At 32.1% G+C, this 18,275-nt stretch carries 15 protein-coding genes; 6 read left to right on the forward strand and 9 right to left on the reverse strand.

Features of this window, described 5'->3' with window-relative positions; genetic code table 11:
* Nucleotides 1-444 precede the first annotated feature (444 nt).
* The 4 genes from psmB (at nucleotide 445) to comC (ending at nucleotide 5,928) form a co-directional block, all read left to right on the forward strand.
* The gene (gene psmB, locus IJI80_RS04490) at nucleotides 445-1,068 is read left to right on the forward strand and encodes an archaeal proteasome endopeptidase complex subunit beta (protein WP_292788011.1); all 624 of its coding nucleotides are present in this window, start codon (nucleotides 445-447) and stop codon (nucleotides 1,066-1,068) included.
* A 483-nt stretch (nucleotides 1,069-1,551) separates the two neighbouring features.
* Nucleotides 1,552-3,462 carry a beta-CASP ribonuclease aCPSF1 gene (locus tag IJI80_RS04495; RefSeq protein ID WP_292788013.1) on the forward strand — a complete coding sequence of 637 codons (1,911 nt, stop codon included), beginning with the start codon at nucleotides 1,552-1,554 and terminating at the stop codon, nucleotides 3,460-3,462.
* A 278-nt stretch (nucleotides 3,463-3,740) separates the two neighbouring features.
* Nucleotides 3,741-4,760 carry a phosphoribosylformylglycinamidine cyclo-ligase gene (gene purM / locus IJI80_RS04500; RefSeq protein WP_292788015.1) on the forward strand — a complete coding sequence of 340 codons (1,020 nt, stop codon included), beginning with the start codon at nucleotides 3,741-3,743 and terminating at the stop codon, nucleotides 4,758-4,760.
* Nucleotides 4,761-4,899: 139 nt separating this feature from the next.
* Nucleotides 4,900-5,928: an L-sulfolactate dehydrogenase gene (gene comC, locus IJI80_RS04505; protein ID WP_292788017.1), complete on the forward strand. Its 1,029-nt coding sequence runs from the start codon at nucleotides 4,900-4,902 to the stop codon at nucleotides 5,926-5,928.
* A gap of 486 nt (nucleotides 5,929-6,414) precedes the next feature.
* Here the strand turns inward: comC and IJI80_RS04510 are convergent, their stop codons facing one another.
* From IJI80_RS04510 to IJI80_RS04535, 6 genes are all read right to left on the reverse strand, one after another.
* Nucleotides 6,415-6,807 carry a hypothetical protein gene (locus IJI80_RS04510; RefSeq protein ID WP_292788018.1) on the reverse strand — a complete coding sequence of 131 codons (393 nt, stop codon included), beginning with the start codon at nucleotides 6,805-6,807 and terminating at the stop codon, nucleotides 6,415-6,417.
* A 97-nt stretch (nucleotides 6,808-6,904) separates the two neighbouring features.
* Entirely contained in the window at nucleotides 6,905-7,291 is a 387-nt protein-coding gene (locus tag IJI80_RS04515; RefSeq protein WP_292788020.1) for a putative zinc-binding protein, read from the reverse strand.
* Between the two features lie 82 nt (nucleotides 7,292-7,373).
* Nucleotides 7,374-9,293 (reverse strand): DNA-directed DNA polymerase, encoded by a 1,920-nt coding sequence (locus IJI80_RS04520; protein WP_292788023.1) that lies wholly within the window; start codon nucleotides 9,291-9,293, stop codon nucleotides 7,374-7,376.
* 103 nt (nucleotides 9,294-9,396) lie between these two features.
* Entirely contained in the window at nucleotides 9,397-10,482 is a 1,086-nt protein-coding gene (locus IJI80_RS04525) for an AI-2E family transporter (protein WP_292788025.1), read from the reverse strand.
* A 58-nt stretch (nucleotides 10,483-10,540) separates the two neighbouring features.
* Nucleotides 10,541-11,350 carry a dihydroorotate dehydrogenase electron transfer subunit gene (locus IJI80_RS04530; RefSeq protein WP_292788027.1) on the reverse strand — a complete coding sequence of 270 codons (810 nt, stop codon included), beginning with the start codon at nucleotides 11,348-11,350 and terminating at the stop codon, nucleotides 10,541-10,543.
* Nucleotides 11,351-11,367: 17 nt separating this feature from the next.
* Entirely contained in the window at nucleotides 11,368-12,279 is a 912-nt protein-coding gene (locus IJI80_RS04535; RefSeq protein ID WP_292788029.1) for a dihydroorotate dehydrogenase, read from the reverse strand.
* A gap of 232 nt (nucleotides 12,280-12,511) precedes the next feature.
* Between IJI80_RS04535 and IJI80_RS04540 the strand changes: the two genes are divergently transcribed.
* Nucleotides 12,512-13,741 carry an ATP-binding protein gene (locus IJI80_RS04540; protein ID WP_292788031.1) on the forward strand — a complete coding sequence of 410 codons (1,230 nt, stop codon included), beginning with the start codon at nucleotides 12,512-12,514 and terminating at the stop codon, nucleotides 13,739-13,741.
* A 62-nt stretch (nucleotides 13,742-13,803) separates the two neighbouring features.
* Nucleotides 13,804-14,448 carry a fibrillarin-like rRNA/tRNA 2'-O-methyltransferase gene (locus tag IJI80_RS04545; protein WP_292788033.1) on the forward strand — a complete coding sequence of 215 codons (645 nt, stop codon included), beginning with the start codon at nucleotides 13,804-13,806 and terminating at the stop codon, nucleotides 14,446-14,448.
* A 958-nt stretch (nucleotides 14,449-15,406) separates the two neighbouring features.
* On the opposite strand, the gene coaBC is transcribed toward IJI80_RS04545, so the two are convergent.
* The 3 genes from coaBC to IJI80_RS04560 all read right to left on the reverse strand — a co-directional run bounded on the left by coaBC (nucleotide 15,407) and on the right by IJI80_RS04560 (nucleotide 18,129).
* Complete coding sequence (gene coaBC / locus IJI80_RS04550; protein WP_292788035.1) at nucleotides 15,407-16,591, reverse strand: bifunctional phosphopantothenoylcysteine decarboxylase/phosphopantothenate--cysteine ligase CoaBC; 1,185 nt, start codon at nucleotides 16,589-16,591, stop codon at nucleotides 15,407-15,409.
* A 180-nt stretch (nucleotides 16,592-16,771) separates the two neighbouring features.
* A complete protein-coding gene (locus IJI80_RS04555) occupies nucleotides 16,772-17,320 on the reverse strand; it encodes a PsbP-related protein (RefSeq protein WP_292788037.1) in 549 nt (182 codons plus the stop codon).
* Between the two features lie 41 nt (nucleotides 17,321-17,361).
* A complete protein-coding gene (locus IJI80_RS04560; protein WP_292788038.1) occupies nucleotides 17,362-18,129 on the reverse strand; it encodes a hypothetical protein in 768 nt (255 codons plus the stop codon).
* Between the last annotated feature and the right edge of the window lie 146 nt (nucleotides 18,130-18,275).

Here is an 18,275-nt window from a genome sequence, read left to right on the forward strand (position 1 = left end):
AGTTATTAAAATCAATATTAGTTTATAAATTAAAATATTGATTAGCATTAGGTAGTTTAAATAAATATTAGAAAAAAATGAGTAAAATTAAAAATTAAGAGCATTTTAGTCTTGAATAAGAATATGAACAAATTTAATAAATAAAAAAATTATTAAAAATCATGGAAAAATAATCAAAAGATAAAAAATTATTTAAAAATTGTCTAAAATAACGAAACTATTATATATAATGTATAACATAATAAGAATAGGTTAGGAAAAAGAGTTTATTATAATGAGTTTAACTTAATTTTATCAATCTTATAAACTTATCAATCCTGACAATTTCTAATTTTAATAATAATTTCAATCATTAAATATCATTTGTATTTTTAGATTATTTTTTATTATTTAAGATTAACATATATACATTTAATTTTACAATATTATACGAGGTGTATTAATATGGCTGATAAAAACACATTTGAAGGTACCACTACTGTTGGTATTACCTGTAAAGATGGTGTTGTATTTGCAAGCGAAAGAAGAGCAAGTATGGGAAACCTTGTTGCTCACAAAGTAGCTGAAAAAATATTCAAAATTGATAATCACATTGCAGCAACCATTGCAGGATCTGTTGCAGATGCACAAAGCTTAATGAAAATCATTAGCGCTGAAACTGCATTATACAGATTAAGAAATGGCAAAGACATTAGCTTAGAAGCTGCTGCAGCTGTAAGTTCTAACATATTACACTCCTCACCAGCATATGTACAAACTCTTATCGGAGGAGTAGATGACACTGGTGCATCAATCTATTCTTTAGATGCAGCAGGAGGTATGATTAAAGATACTTTCATTTCTACCGGTTCCGGTTCTACATTTGCATATGGTGTTCTTGAAGACAGATTCCATGAAGACATCACTGTAGAAGAAGCTAAAGAATTAGCTTTAAGAGCTATCAAAGCTGCTACAGAAAGAGACACTTACTCTGGAAATGGCTTCTTAGTAGCTGAAGTTACTAAAGACGGATACAAAATGTTAGAAAAAGAAGAAGTTGAATCTATTATTGAAAAAATTAATAGCTAAAAAATATATACGAATTATTTATTTTTTAACTTTATTTTACAACTAATTTTACATATTACAGTATAGATAGTATATGCAATAAATTAAGTAAACATCTTTTTTATGACACAGAAGCTGTTTATTTAATCAATAAGAATATTGATGTCGTAGATTTAAATCAATATTCTTAATTTTTAATTTAATTTTAAACCTTGAATTTAGAAACTTAGATAAATTTTAGATAATATTAGGATTTAATCATTAGTTAATTAAATTAATTATTCACATGAATTAAGATTAATAAGATTTATTGAGATTAATTAAGATTAATTATTAATTAAACGGCTTATTTAAAAATTAACCAAAATTTACTTAACGAATATTTTTATAAAAAACATTTTTCTATAAATGAATTAAAAGAAATTAAGAAAAGAATTGAAAATACAAAAATATTGATTTTATACCATATGCTAATTTTATACATCTATTTTTCGAAGTGATAATATGGCTTCAAACGTTTTAGAAGAAATCAAAGAAAAAATTACAAAAAAACTACCTGATGAAGTTCAATTAGCTAATATTGAATTTGAAGGTCCTGAGGTTGTTATATATACAAAAAACCCAGACATTGTAGCAGACAATGGGGACTTAATCAGAAACTTGGCAAAGGAACTTAGAAAAAGAATCATAATCAGATCAGACAAATCAGTTTTATTACCATACGAAGAAACTATTCAAAAAGTTGAAGAGATCGTTCCAGAAGATGCGGAAATCAGTAACATCACCTTTGATGAAGTTACAAATGAAGTGGTTATAGAAGCTACCAAACCTGGACTTGTAATTGGAAAATATGGAGTGACCTCAAGGGAAATCGTTAGAAAAACCGGATGGGCTCCAAAGATTTTAAGAAGTCCTCCAATTAGATCTGAAATTATCGATAGAATCAGAAATACCTTGATGCATAACAGTAAGGAAAGAAAGAAAATTTTGCAGACTTTAGGTGCAAGAATCCACCAAGGAGGAAAATATCCTAATGAATGGACAAGATTAACTGCTATGGGAGGATTTAAAGAGGTAGGACGTTCCTGTATGTTACTTCAAACTCCAAACAGTAGAGTATTGCTTGATTGTGGAGTAAATGTAGCAGGACAAGATGAAAAAACCTCATTCCCAATGCTTGGAGTTCCTGAGTTTTCAATTCAAGACCTTGATGCAGTTGTAGTATCTCACGCTCACTTGGACCACTGTGGATTCATTCCTTACCTTTACCACTACGGATACGAAGGTCCTGTATACTGTACCTCTGCAACAAGAGACTTGATGACCTTATTGCAATTGGATTACATTGACATTGCACATAGGGAAAACAACCCACTTCCTTTCAATGTAAAGCACGTGCAAAAAATGATCAAGCACACAATCACTCTTGACTATGGAGTGGTAACTGACATCTCTCCAGACATCAAATTGACATTGCATAATGCAGGCCACATTTTAGGTTCTGCTATGTGCCACTTCCACATTGGTGACGGTGCACATAACTTGCTCTACACTGGAGACTTCAAATACGAAAGAAGCAGACTATTGGAACCTGCAACCACAAGATTCCCTAGAGTTGAAAGCTGCATTATGGAAAGTACCTATGGTGGACATGAAGACGTTACCCCATCAAGAAACAATGCAGAAAAAGAATTGATGAAAACAATCTACAAAACCTTGAAACGTGGCGGAAAAGTATTGGTTCCAGTATTTGCAGTAGGAAGAGCACAAGAATTGATGATTGTACTTGAAGAGTACATGCGTCATGGAATGATTGAAGAAGTGCCAATACATCTTGACGGTATGATTTGGGAAGCTACTGCAGTGCACACTGCAAGACCTGAGTACCTAAGCAAAGACTTAAGAGACCAAATCTTCCACATGGGAAGAAACCCATTCATTTCAGAATCATTCAATAAAGTTCAAAACAATGCTGAAAGAAAACAGATTGTAGAAGGAGAACCTTCAATTATCCTTTCAACATCTGGTATGATGACTGGTGGAAACTCTGTAGAGTACTTCAAATGGTTATGTGAAGACAAGAATAATTCCATTGTTTTCGTAGGTTACCAATCTGAAGGATCCCTTGGTAGAAAAATCCAAAAAGGACACAAGGAAATACCATTGGAAGATGAAACAGGCAAGAAAAGAATCTACAATGTTAAAATGGATGTTAAAACCATTGAAGGATTCAGTGGTCACTCCAACAGAAGACAATTGATGGAATTTGCAAAAAGATTGCATCCAAGACCTGATAAGATCATCACTTGTCACGGAGACCCATATAAAACTGTAGATCTCGCTTCAAGCATTCACAGAAGCTATAAGGTAGAGACCAAAACTCCACTTATCCTTGAAGCAACCAGACTTCAATAATTTTAAATATTTTTAAAATATTTATTTTTTTTAAAATATTTTTTTAATTTTTTGAAATATTTATAAATATTTTTAAATATTTTATTTTAAAACTTAAATTTATTTTTTTTAATTTTTAATTCTATTTTATCATTAATTATTCTAAAATAATTAATATAATATAAATAATAGCTAAAACAAATATTATAATGTTAGCTATTATTTAATTGTTAATAATAGCCTATTTAAATAAAACTTTGAAAAATAAAAAATTTAGAAATTATTATTAGGTGAATTTTATGGTTACTTATTCAGAATCTGGTGTTGACATTGACCTTGAAGCTTTAACCGTTTCAAAATTAGCTTCAAAATTACAACCAACATTGGAATATAGAAATATTATTACTGATAGCGGACACTTTGCAGCATTGGTTGAACTTGGCGATAAGGCTATTGCTATGAGTACTGATGGTGTAGGAAGTAAAATATTAGTTGCTAAAATGATGGAAAAATATGATACTGTTGGAATTGACATGATTGCAATGGTAGTTAACGATATCCTTTGTGTAGGTGCAGAGCCTATTGCATTAGTTGACTACTTGGCAGTTGAAGAACCAGACCCAAAAGTAGCTGAAGAAATTGCAGACGGTCTTGTCCAAGGGGCAAAAGAATCCCAAATTGCAATTATTGGTGGAGAAACCGCTTCACTTCCAGGTATTGTTAAGGACTTTGACTTAGCAGGAACAGGTATCGGTTTTGTAGACAAGGATAAAATCATCACAGGTGCAGATATCCAAGAAGGAGATATCCTAATTGGCCTTAGAAGCAGCGGTATTCACAGTAACGGTTTAAGCTTGGCAAGAAGAGCTATCTTTGAAGAAGGCGGCTTCGACGTTAACGATAAAATGCCTAACGGTGAAACTACCATTGGAGAAGAAATGTTGAAACCTACCCAATTGTATGTTAAAGCAATTGTCGATCTTTTAAAACATGACTTCAACATCAAAGGTCTTGCTCATATGACTGGTGGTGGAGTAAACAACCTTTCAAGACTTAAAAAAGGAATCGGTTTTGACATTACAGATTATCCAGAGCCACAAGACATCTTTAAATTAATCTACCAACAAGGTGTTACTTTAGAAGAAATGTACAAGGTTTTCAATATGGGTGTAGGATTCTGTGTAATTGCAAGCCCAGAGGAAGCGGATGCTGTTGTTGAAGCATTGAATGAAAACATTGAAGCTCAAATTGTAGGAACAGTGACTGCTGAAGAAAAGATCACTGTAAAAACATTTGAAGGAACTGTAATTGAATATTAATTTCAATGAAAGATAAGAAAATAGAATAAAATACATACATAAAATTCCAATAATAATTTTAAAAAAAAAATAATAAAAAACATAAAAATCAATATTACAAAGATATTTCAACAAATGCCAATCATTAAGGAGGGAAAATATGAGAATTAGTGTTGAAAATGAAAGAAAACTTGTAAATGAAATCTTAATCAACATTGGAGTTCAAGAAGACCATGCTAAAATCATTACTGAAGCAACTTTAGACTCTGATTTAAAAGGTTTCACTTCACATGGACTTGGAAGATTCCCACAATACATTAGAGGAATCAATAACGGTTTCATTGAAACCAAAGGAGATTATGAAATTGTCAAGGATGAGGATTCCATTGCACTCATTGATGGAAAAAGCTTATTTGGACAATACATTGCACATGAAGCAATGATGATGGCAATCAATAAGGCAAAGGAAACTGGTATTGCTGCAGTAGGTACTTTCAATTCAAACCACTTTGGAATAACCGGTTATTACTCTGACCTCGCTATTAGAAATGACATGATTGGTATTGTAATTTGTAACACTGAACCTGGAGTGGCTCCTTTAGGTGGTAAAAAAGCTATTCTTGGAACTAACCCAATAGCTATTGGTATCCCTTCTGAAACTTATATTGCTGTTGATATGGCAACTGCTGTAAGCGCAAGAGGAAAAATCTTGGAAGCTAAAAGAAAAGGTGAGGAAATCCCTCCAAACACTGCAATCGATAAGGATGGAAATCCAACAACTGACCCTGAAGCTGCATTAGAAGGTTCTATCCTTCCATTCGGTGGAGTTAAAGGATACGCATTAAGCTTTATGATTGAAATCATGACAGGACCTTTAGTAAATGCAGCATTCGGTACTAAAGTTACCGGTACTGCAGGAGACTATAAGGAAGACTGTAACAAAGGTGACTTGTTTGTAGCAATCAATCCTGAAAAATTCGTTTCAATTGACGCATTCAAAGAGCAAGTTGAAGAATTCGTCACAGAAATCAGAGAATCCGGAAACACTTTCATCCCAGGAGATCTCGAAGTAAAAAGAATTGCTGAAAATGAGAAGAATGGTTTAGAAATAGATGAAAAACTCTATGAAACATTAAAAACCATTTGTGATGCTGAAAATATAGATTTAGACAGTTACTTAACTGAATAAATCTAACTTTTTTTCTTTTTTACTTTTTATATTTTTATTATCTTATTTTTTAAACAATATTAATTTTATTGATTTTACAAATTTGATAAATTTTTAAATTTATTGCTTTTTTTAAAAAATTAAAAATTTAAATTTTTTATAATGAATTACTATTTTTTATAATAATTTTTATGAAAAAAATACTAAAATTTTAACTTTCAAAGTTCTATAAAAATTTTAATAATAAAAGTTTATTAAAATATAGTTTAGATTAAGAAGTATTAAAATAATTAATCATATCTTAAGAATACTGAAAGTATGAATAATATCATAAATTTTGATAATTAGTAATCTACATCACACAAATGAGAAATGGCAAAATAGTAAAAAATGAAAAAATGATCTTTTGAAAAAATAGATAACCGAAATTTCAAAATAGTGAAAAAAATTTAAAAAAAAATTTTGAAAAAATAGAAAATAAATTTTAAAATAAAAAATTAAAAAAAATTAAATTGCACAAGATGGTGCAAATCCTAAATCATTCAATAATGTGTCAAGACCCTTTTCTGCCATGACCACATCATCAACCAAACAAAAGATTCCTAACTTGCCTTCCTTAATGAAAGTTGAAAGTTTGCTTGCATCATCCAAAAGTTCGGATGCATCATCTTCAGCTACTGTAAAGAATAGATCTGTTTCCATCATGTTTAGTGAACTGTTTACATTGAACTTGGAATCAATAGCCCCTTCCGTTCTTTCAATGAGCAAGAAATTCTTGTCAGTCTCACCAACAAAAAATGCAATTTTGGTTCCGGGACTTAAGACTGCAAAATATTGCTCACTATCACTGACAAATTTATCCCATAAATTATTATCATGAATCTTGACTGGCTTTACCATAAAATCACCTTAAAGAAATATTGGGAAATGAATAAGAAAATTATCTAAAATTAAATTAATAAAATTAACTAAAATCAAATAAATAAAATTATAAAAATTAATCCAATTCAAGTTCCTTGATCTTGTTTTCAATAACTTCCTTCACTATTGAAACACAGATTTCCCCTTCATCATCCAATCTTGCAGCATCATTTGCCTTATGTTCGGTTTCAGCTAAAATGTCTCCAACATTAAGCTCATCGACAATTTCAATTCCCTTTTGCTCCAGTATTTTACCAACACAATTTCCTTCACAGCCATTAATAGCTAAAATAGGATATTTATCAAGCATTCTTTTAAAGCCAGTGACATTTGCAGAAGTTGAACCCATACAAATTGATAAGATTTCCACATCATCAATAGCTAAGTCATGAACTGCAACTCTTGCAACTAGACCATTCGGACTCATTCCACTGCATGCTGCCAAAGCAATTTTCTCTTCCATAATCATACTTCCTTTAAATTATTATCATTAATTATTCAATAAATGTGATTTTTAATATTAATAAATATTTTAAATAAATTTTCTATTCCTTTTTCATTTCAGGCACATACTTTGCATAGAAACCATCAGTATCTGCATAAATGGCTTTAAAACCATAGGTTTCCGCTTCCTTCATAGCTTTCTTAATGTGCTGACGGCCCCATGCGGTAATGGCTTGAGCACATTCAAATGAATACCATCTAAATCTCAGGAATCCATAAACCCCATACATTGTATTTGCCAAACGCTTCAATGCCTGTTGCTGAACATCCAAACTCTTTCTGAGGACCGGGTCTTCAGTTGCCTTCATTCTTCTTTTAACTGCAAACCTTTCATTTAAAATGTCTTCCAATGCTGAAGGAATAAATCCTTGAGGCTCTTTCTTGAATTTGAAATAATGCTCAGGTGAAATGTAGTACTCCTCATCATTATCAATGCTGTTTGCCAATTCCTCTTCAGTCTGATTGTCTATATCATCATAGCCAGTTTCAAAATCTTCAAATTTTGCATTATAGGACACATTGTCCTTAACCAAAACATCTGGAGAAATGTTCTTTGAAATGATTAAGGTAGGATACAGACTTTTGAAGTCGAACTGAACCAAATTTTCATGCAAACCGATTTCAGGCTCCTTTACATAACCTCCGGAGTTGCTTCCCCTTTCCTTGATGTTTTTCATTGTCATGTTAGGCTTGTTTGGAACAACTTCATCCACTTCATATGCCTTTCTAACCAAATACCATTCCGCTTGAGTTCCAGTGGTCATACGGGTTACATCAACAAAAGGCTGGCAGACTATACGGGTCAATTCCAGATTCAATGGCAATGTTTCCATAGCTATCTTCAAGGTGGACACCACATCATCAAGGGAATAGTTGAAGAGATTCTTCAGCTCCTTGCCTCCATTGTCCCAGAATTCATAGATTCTTTCACCGGGAACATCAATCTTTTCCTCTCCAAAGAATTCAAAGTAAACACGTTCCAAAGTGTATCTGTCAAGAGACATGTATCTTCTCATGACAAGGTACAAATCAACATGCAAAAGACCCTTGAATGTTGCAGCATTGTTATATCCTCTGCGCATGAATTTGATGTCTGATCCATCCATACCAAGGTCCAGGTCAACTCCCCACAGCTTTGCCCTATCCTTAAGATAAGGGAAGTCAAAGACATCGGAGTTATATCCTATGATTATGTCAATATTGTTTTCCTTGACTGTCCTTACAAATGATTCTATCATCTCTTTTTCAGAATCCACAGTTTCAATAAATGCCATTTCATAATCATTTTCAAACTCATAGCCCTTGGTTGAAATTACCTTTCTCACACCAACATTGCTGTCAATTCCAATCATGATTATTTCATCCTCATCAGGATTTGGCATCCCATGAGGGTTTCGAACCTCCAAGTCAAAGCTCATCATCCTGAAGTCCTGAAAATCAGTGTTTCCGGTTACAGGAGCTTTGCTTAATTTAAGTATTTCAAGAGAATCGTTATCGCTTTCAATGGTTTCAAAGGAATCTATAATTTCCCCTTCCAATTCCAACTCACCCATTGGAACCAAAGCATTGTCAATCAAATATCTTCTATAAAATGGAATATCATGTTCCCTAAGCTGCTTTACAGAACTTAAATCCCATATCTTGTCTCTGTATTTGGGAACGTCCTGAGGATGGTTGAAACTTAATTTAATGAATTCGGTAGGAACTTGAAAATCCTTTTTTGTGACCTTTTCAATCACTGTAAAGTCAATTTCCTCTTCCTCTTTAAGTTCCTTCAAATCACTGACACACTTATCGATATTTCCAGAAGGCAAAACATAGAGATAAGGAACGAAAGAGTCATCTAAAGCTATTAAATCATGAGAATTCTCTCCCTTCACCTTACCAAACAAACGTATGACAGGTTTTTCCTCATATGTAATGTAATCAATATCCAAAAGAACTATGTTTCTTTTTACCATCCTATCAACCAAATTTTTTTATAATAATTAATCATCATTAGATTCATGCCTAAGTCTTATAAGATTTAATAATCATCAGATTCATGCCAAAGTCTTATAAGATTTAATAATCATCAGATTCATTCTTTTCCAGTTCTTCACTTTCTAATTTATCCTTTTCCAACTCTTCCTTAAGGGACTTGATAACCGCATATGCAATTCCCAAAATCAAAGGACCCAATATGAAACCAACAATTCCAAATACATAAGGTCCCGCCATAAATCCAACCAAAAGGATTAAGGAAGGCATGTCAGCATAATTGCTTGCAAGCATTGGACGAATGTACATATCACTCAAGCTTAATACGAATCCCCACAATATTGTAAGGATTCCTTGAACTATGTCTCCAGCAACAAAGAATGCATAGAGTGCCAATGCCCAATAAACTATCCATGGACCGAAGATAGGAACCAGCTGTGCTATACCTGTAACGATTCCTAAAAACAATGCAAACTTATATCCTAATAAATAATAGCCTACACCACCCAAAACACCGATAACAATAGCTGTCAGGAAATGGCCATAGAAGATGGATTTTAGAACATTTGCAACATCATCCAAGGTTCTTTCAAAGAAAGCCCTATGCTCTTTTGGAATGAATACGAAAATATATTCCATAACCTTATCTCCATCACGAGTGAAATAATAAATGGAACAGATCAGGACAAACAATTGAACCAGCACATCTGAAAAATGCCTTATGAACCTTATGGCATAATTGAATATGTAAGTTAAGGCTTCATGCACTCCGCTATTCAATAGCCCTAAGTAAGGTTTAATAAATCCTTGAAGTTCCACAGGCAATGCTTGGACAAATGTGTTAACAGCCAAATTCAAATCAATTCCTGAACTTACAGAAAGATTATGGGAAGCGAAAAACATATCCGCAAAAACTGCTGTTTCCCAAAATACGTATATGAACAATAGTATCAATGGAATGATTACCACTATTATAGCCATGAATATTGAAATTGAAGTGATCTTGATTTTTGATTGAATCCTATTGGCAACTGGTGTTATACCATAAGCAATCATTGCTCCAAGCAAAATCATATTCAATACCGGCATGACTGTAAATAATGACAATAATAAGAAAATTATTATAATCACTATATGCAGGCCATATTTGCTTTCACTAAGATTAAACATGTTATCATTAAATAAATTATTGTAATATTTTTTTAAATTAAATAATATTGAAATTGATTTAGAAATACTCTTTCATTCCAGATGCAGTTCTATGGAATTTACCGAACTCAACGATTTCAGAAACCTGGTCAGATGAGAAAACAGGCCCTTCAGCGCATATTCTCCAACCTGTATTATCTACACAGCATTGACCGCAAACCCCTATAGCACATTTCATATAACGTTCCATAGAGTATTCCCCTTCAATCATATGAGCTTCCAAACTGCCGTACAATGGTCTCATCATAACTTCAGGACCGCATACAACAGCCCAATCATATTCCTTGAGTTCAATCAATTGCAAAACCCTATGAGTTGCAAATCCTTTAAAACCGCAAGATCCATCATCAGTGCAAGTGTAGACCTTTGCACCTCTTTCCTTTAATCTATCATTGAACAAGAGTTCATCCTTGGTTTGTGCAGCACAAACAACGTCCACTTGAGCCTTATTTTTCAATGCAGCTTCAGTAAATGACGCTATAGGAGCCATTCCTACTCCTCCTCCAATAGCTAAAACTCTCATGCCTTTCAAATCAGTGTCAAAGCCATTTCCATATGGTCCTCTAAGACCTAACTTGTCACCTTCCTTTAATGTATGCAAGTCTTCGGTAAACTCTCCAACCTTCTTAACTGTTATTCCAAGTTCGCCCTTACCTACATCAATGTAGGAAATGGACATTGGCTTTTCATCCTTGAAATTCCACACCATGACAAACTGTCCTGGAGAAGGAATATTTTCACCAACCATAGTCCAATCAAAAATAAAGGTCTTGATTGTAGGAGTCTCTTCTATAATCTTCTTTATCTCTATAACTTGAGGTACATTCATTCTATCACCTACTAAAACTATGGCTCCTTATGAGCAAAGCCCACCATATCATCAATTGAATCAAATTCACTTTCCTCTATAAACTCTTCCAAATCGCTTGTAATCCTTCCGAATATTTCAGGACCTTCATACATTATTGAAGTTCCAATTTGGACAGCACTTGCACCAGCATAGAGGAACTCTATTACATCAGCATAATTGCGTATTCCTCCAACACCAACAATTGGAATATCTGTTGCAGCAAATGCATCATAAACGCAACGGACAGCTATTGGCTTAATTGCAGGTCCGCTCATTCCACCGAACTTGTTTGCGAGTATTGGATTTCCAGTTACAATATCAATTTTCATTCCAGGCCCTAAGGAATTGATCAATGTCAATCCATCTGCTCCAGCTTCTTCTGCTGCAACTGCAATTTCTGAAATGTCAGTTACATTTGGAGTTAATTTTGCAAGAATAGGCACATCAACAGCATCGCTGACTGCTTTTACGACATTCTTAGTTAATTCAGGATTTTGACCGATGGAAGCTCCATAACCTTCCATTGCATGAGGACAGGACACGTTCAATTCAATCATGTCCACTAAATCCTCTACCTTTCCTGCAACATATGCAAACTCATCTGGAGTTGCACCATAAATTGAAGCGATTGATTTACCCTTTATGCGGTCAACCTTTTCCAATTCATCTATGAAAGCTTCAACTCCTGGACTTGAAAGCCCAATAGCATTAATGATTCCTCCTTCTACAGCAACTGTAGTTGGATTTTTATAACCATCATTAGGTTCCTTTGAAAATGATTTGGATACAACTGCACCAGCACCAGATTTTAAAATCCAATTAAGGGAAGATGCATGGCTTCCCAATACACCTGCAGCAAGCATCAATGGATTCTTTAATCTGACACCGCATAATTTAGTTTTTAACATGAATAACCTCCAATAAAAACATGAACTTTGATAAGCATAATAATTTTCCTAAATAATATTTAAATAATATAATATAATTTTATACTATTTTAATATATGGAAACTATATGATATATAATTATTTAGTTTTCGAGCGGAAAATTAACGAAATTTTATTAAAATTTATCAAAAACTTGCAAAAATTATCTGAAATAATGTAAAATATATTAGATAAAAAAATTAAAATAAGATTATGGAATTTTATATAACACAATGTATTGCAGGATTTATTGCATTTGATGAGGATCTTCAAATAGTTGATTATAAACTTTTTACAGAAAATGAAGTGGTTTCAAATCTCATAAAGATAGAGGAAAATGAGATTTTAGATGAAGAGATTGAACTTATAAATGGAATAAAGCTGGAGTCAATCGAAGAAGATAAGATTATCATTGAAACCACAAAAAGGAAATCCCAATACAAGGAACTTGAAAATTATGGAAATATTGAAGTGAAAACTCCAAATAGAGGTGGAGAACACTTAAGAAGCAATATAGATAATGTCTTTGAAGAAATCGGATTTTCAAAAAGTCAGGAGGAAATCATTCAAATCTATGAAAAACTGGCAATATACAAAATCAAGAAATCTTCACAGGAAGAGGACAAGCTCTTGATTCAGGCAATAAACTCTGTAGATGACATTGATGAATCAATCAGTAAATTAGTTGAACGTATTCGTGACTGGTACACAATCTATTTCCCAGAAATGGACACAATAAGCAATAATGAAACCTACATAAAGCTAATAGCTGAAAGTGAAAATAGAGAAGACATTTTGGAAAACTTCAATGAGCATTTCAGTGAAGAAATTGAAGAAAGCACTGGTGCTGATATTGAAGAGGATGACTTATTGATGTTGAAGAGTTTTGCAGAATCCATCTATTCACTTCAAAACTCAAGAAATGAACTTGAAACTTATATCGATTCTAAAATGGAAGCAATTGCTCCTAACTTAAGAGACTTATTGGGATCCACATTAGGTGCCAAATTAATCGCACACATTGGAAGCATAAAAAGATTAGCAACTTATCCTGCAAGTGTTATTCAGATAATGGGTGCTGAAAAGGCAATTTTCAGACATTTGAAAACTGGAGAGCGTCCTCCAAAGCATGGATTGATATTCCAACACCCAAGTGTTCGTGGTGCCAAATGGTGGAATAGAGGAAAAATAGCTAGAAACTTAGCATTGAAGATTACACTCGCTGTAAGAAAGGATGTGTTCTCTGGTGAGTATGATCCAAGCATTGCAGAGGATTACCTCAAAAAAGTTGAACAAATAGAAAAGGAAAATCCATTCCCTAAAAAGACAAGCCAAAAAAGAGCAAAGGAAAGAAAGGCCGAAAAGGATAAGGGAAAAGGAAAAAGCAAGAAATACAAAGGAAGCAAGAAAAACAAGAAGAATAAAAAGAAACGAAGAAAATAGCTACACTTAATAGAACCTGTATATTTTCTAATGAGATTTAATTATACTAAAGATGTGAAAAAATGAACATATTTTACAAAGATGGTGAAATAGCTACCAGAAACTTAAGTCCAGGAATAAAAGTTTATGATGAAAGACTTATCCAAGAGGGAGAGGAAGAGTACAGAATCTGGAATCCAAGAAGATCCAAATTAGCTGCAGCATTATTGAATGGATTGGAAGGACTTGACTTGAACAATGATTCTAAAGTATTGTACTTAGGCGCTTCAACAGGAACAACTGTTTCACACATTTCTGACATTTGCGATGATGGTTTGATCTATGCTGTAGAATTTTCACCAGTCAGCATGAAAAAGCTAGTCAGATTATCTCAAAAGAGAAATAATATCATGCCACTCCTTGAAGATGCTACCAAACCTAAACATTACATGAACAAAGTTGAAAAGGTAGACTTGGTTTACTGTGATGTTGCACAGGAAAAACAGAGCGAACTCTTTATGGATAATATGAATTTATTCCTAAAGGAAGAAGGACAAGGACTCATTACCATAAAAGCAAGAAGTATTGATGTTATTCAAAAGCCTAAAAAAATATTCAAGGATGAAGCTAAAAAAATAAAAGAGAATGGTTATTCCATTTTGGAAAAGATTAAATTAGAACCTTTTGAAAAGGACCATATCGCTTTTCTTGTTGAGAAATCTTTTTAAAAGAACATATATTCATTTTTGATAAAAATCATTTTTCAAAAACCATACATAACTGCTATTTTAATTCAAAACCACCATTTTGTTATTTAAACTATAAACCAAAAATTTAGCTTTTCATATAGTTCATTTCATCATAAAATATACCTTATTATTGAAAAAATAAAACATATAATTTTTATAAAGATATTTTAAGAAATTTAAAGAAAAATATATTGATTTAAAGCTCTAAAAACTCTTATTTTATAAGTATTACTTTTATCAAAAAATTCAATTTCAAAAGAGAAATTTACATTAGATTTTTTAAAAAAAATAGATTAAAATTTACTGAAAATCAGAAATAAAACTAATTCAATTTTAAAAATTAATCTAAGAATAATTTAACATAATTTTTAGTAATTTTAAGTAAAAATACGAATTTAGTATAACTACGAACAATCTCAAAAAAGTATTACTACTGAAAGCTTTTTATATAAGAATATTACAAATATATATTTGCTAATGCAATAAAAAAAGAGTTCATAAAAATATCCTCTAGGTTAATTCACTCATAAAAAACACTCCATAATTAAATAACTTAGAGGATTGAACTTTTTTTGCAAAATAAACTATTTTTAACTCTTTTTTACTAGATTTTTATCAAATTTTTAAAAAATATTTCTAATTTTTCTTTATTTTCAAAAATAAGAAAGAACTATTAATTTTTACAAAAAAGTAATACTTTTTTTAATTATTATCTAAATAAGGGCAAAAAATGACCATTAAAAAATATAAAGAAAAAATATTTAAAATTTATATAGAAAAATAAGGAAAAATATAAGAAAAAAATTATATAACGAACTAAAAAAATAATGAAAATATTATGCACAAAAATAAAATTGGAAAATTAAAAATATTGAAAAATAGTTAAAAAAATAAAAAAGAAAAAATTGGATCAAACTTTTAAAAAAAAGCTTGAAAATTAATTCATTTTTTTAGAAATCTCATCAAATATGGATTTTGAAATCTCTTTTTTGGAATTTAATGAAACCTTCTTGACTTCATCACTTACAAGAATTACCTCATTGGTTTCAGATCCAAATCCGCAACCATCATGGGAAACGTCATTTGCCACAACCAAATCAGTTCCTGCTTCTTGCATTTGAGTCTTAGCACACTCAATCATTTTCTCTTCTGAAATGTTGTATTCCGCCTTGAATCCGACCAAGAATATATCTTCATTGATCTTTTTGATTCTTTGAATGATTTTTGCAACAGGTTCAAATTCCAATGATAGATTATAGGATGAAGAGATTTTAGAATTTTCCTTACTGATTGGAGTGAAATCAGAAACAGCTGCAGTGGCTATGAAAATATCAAAATCAGGTATCAATTTATCAATCTTCTCATTCATTAGAGTGGTTGATTCCGCATCAATGACATTGAATACCTTTGGAATTGAAACTTCATGGTGTGCAGCCAAAATAGTCAAATTAGCTCCTCTGATGAATGCTTCCTTAGCCAATTCCAAACCCATTCTTCCAGAGGACCTGTTGGAAATTCCCCTTATAGGATCAATTTCCTCAAAGGTTCCCCCTAAACTGATCAATATGTTTTTTCCTGCAATATTAGATACTACACTACTTGAAATGCCCTTATTTACCCTATCCAAATTGACAGCTCGAACAGATTCAAGGACAATGTCTTCAATAGCGGGGAATTTGGCTTTTCCCTCATCAATGCGAGGATTGACAAACTTAATGCCTTCTTCCTTTAGCTTTTCCACATTTTCACTTACTGCATCATACATTGAATCATGCATGGAAGGCACAAAGACAATAGGAGTGTCATGCCCTTGAGCAGTAATCAAAAGGGTATTTACAGGATTGTCAGAAATCTTATATGCAAATTTGGAAATGGTATTTGCAGTAGCTGGAGCAACTAAAATCAAATCTTGCTGAGAATACTTCACATGCTCTATCTTTCCAGTCAATTCCAAAACAACTTCTTGACCAGTAGCAAACTCTAAAGCATTAGGATGGATAATTTTAGTGGCTTCTTTAGTCATGAATGCCTTAACAGAATGACCTTGCCTTCTAAATTCCCTTGCTAACTTAATGGTTTCGGTTGCTGCAATACTGCCAGTAACACATAAAACAATTTCCATAAAATCACTTCAATAAATTTAAAATCTTATAATAAATAATCTAAAATCTTTTAATAAATAATCTAAAATCTTATAATAAATAATCTAAAATCTAAATAAATTTTTAAAATCTTTATTAATAAACTCTAATTAATAATTATCTAAAAAAATAAAAATAGTGAATTATTATTTAAATCACTATTATAATTGAACACTGTTAATAATGAAATCAAAAGTACCTACCAAATTATCGAATTCAGACTCCGGTGCAGAACATAAGATAACATAAATGTCGGACCCTTTTTGAATCCAAATAGCCTTATGCTCTTTTGTTTGATTGTTTGCTAGAGAAGTGTAATCTGCTTCCATAGCAGCTTCACCATTAAAGGAAACATTTCCCATATATAAAATGTTAAAATCAGAATTACGAGCCAATGTATTGTAATTGGAAGTGAATTCAGATTGTAATGATCTTGCATTTGATTTCTTTTCAATATTCACATTAACACTATTAAAACCTGCGGAATCCTTATAATCAGGGTCTGCAACTGCTAAAACAGTTTCATTAGAATTGGACTTTGCAGAAACCCAATCCCCAGGCATTGATAAGGATATTCCATTTTCAGAATAATCAACTGATTGCTGTGAAAGGTCAACTTCATTATTGTTCTTGATAGGATTATTTATAAAAAATGAAACACCAACAATCAATAAAATTAATATTAATCCGATACCAATAATTTTTTTCATATTATATCTCCAAAAAAATAATAATAGCACCATCAATAAATTTACTCCTCAGTTCCTCCAGAACTACCACCAGAAGAGCCACCACCAGAGGAACCTCCACTAGAAGAACCGCCAGAGGAACCTCCTCCAGAACTACCACCAGAAGATCCTCCACTAGAAGAACCACCGGAAGAACCGCCTCCAGAGGAACCTCCACCAGATGAACTAGAAGAACTAGAAGAACTGGAACTTGAGTCACTAGATGATGAGGAACTGCTTGAAGATGAACTTGAATCATCATCTGAAGAACCATATTCAGTGGTATTTGAGTAAGATTTTGTAAAATTGTAACTGAGAGACTTGTTTACCTTAACTTCAGGAAAAGCAGTGTCATTAATAGTTGCACCTGCAGATAGCATATCGCCAACATCACCATCTAAACCTATGCTGGACATTCCAAAAGTGATTCCAGCACCAAAAGCTACAAGCAAAAATACAACTGCCAATGCGATATACCATGGACTGGTACTTGAAGACTCCTCTTCCTTCTTTGATACTGTATAAGTCTCAGGATTATGAATATACTTACGTACTAGTTTTTCCTTTTCTTCTCTGTACTTTTGAGAATCATCATATCTTGACTTGATTGAGGAAGGAGTTTCTTCTTTTCCTTGCATCGCACGAATTCTATCACTAACTTCAATAGTTTCAATCTTATGCCTATACTGGTCAGACAAATAAAGGTACTTCTCTTCAGAAATCAAACCAGCTTCATAATCCCTTTCAAGATTATGTAAAATCTGCATAAGCTTTTTCCTATCTGGATTCATACTTCTCCTCCTAATATCGATTGAATAAATTAATACTATATATTAAAAATATCAAACTTTTATCATTTTTATATATTTATATATTATTAATATATGAATTTTATATTTAATAAATTATACTAAATGAAAAGTTAAAAATTAGAAAA

Source organism: Methanobrevibacter sp. (assembly GCF_017432245.1).
In the GTDB taxonomy this organism is placed as follows: domain Archaea; phylum Methanobacteriota; class Methanobacteria; order Methanobacteriales; family Methanobacteriaceae; genus Methanobrevibacter.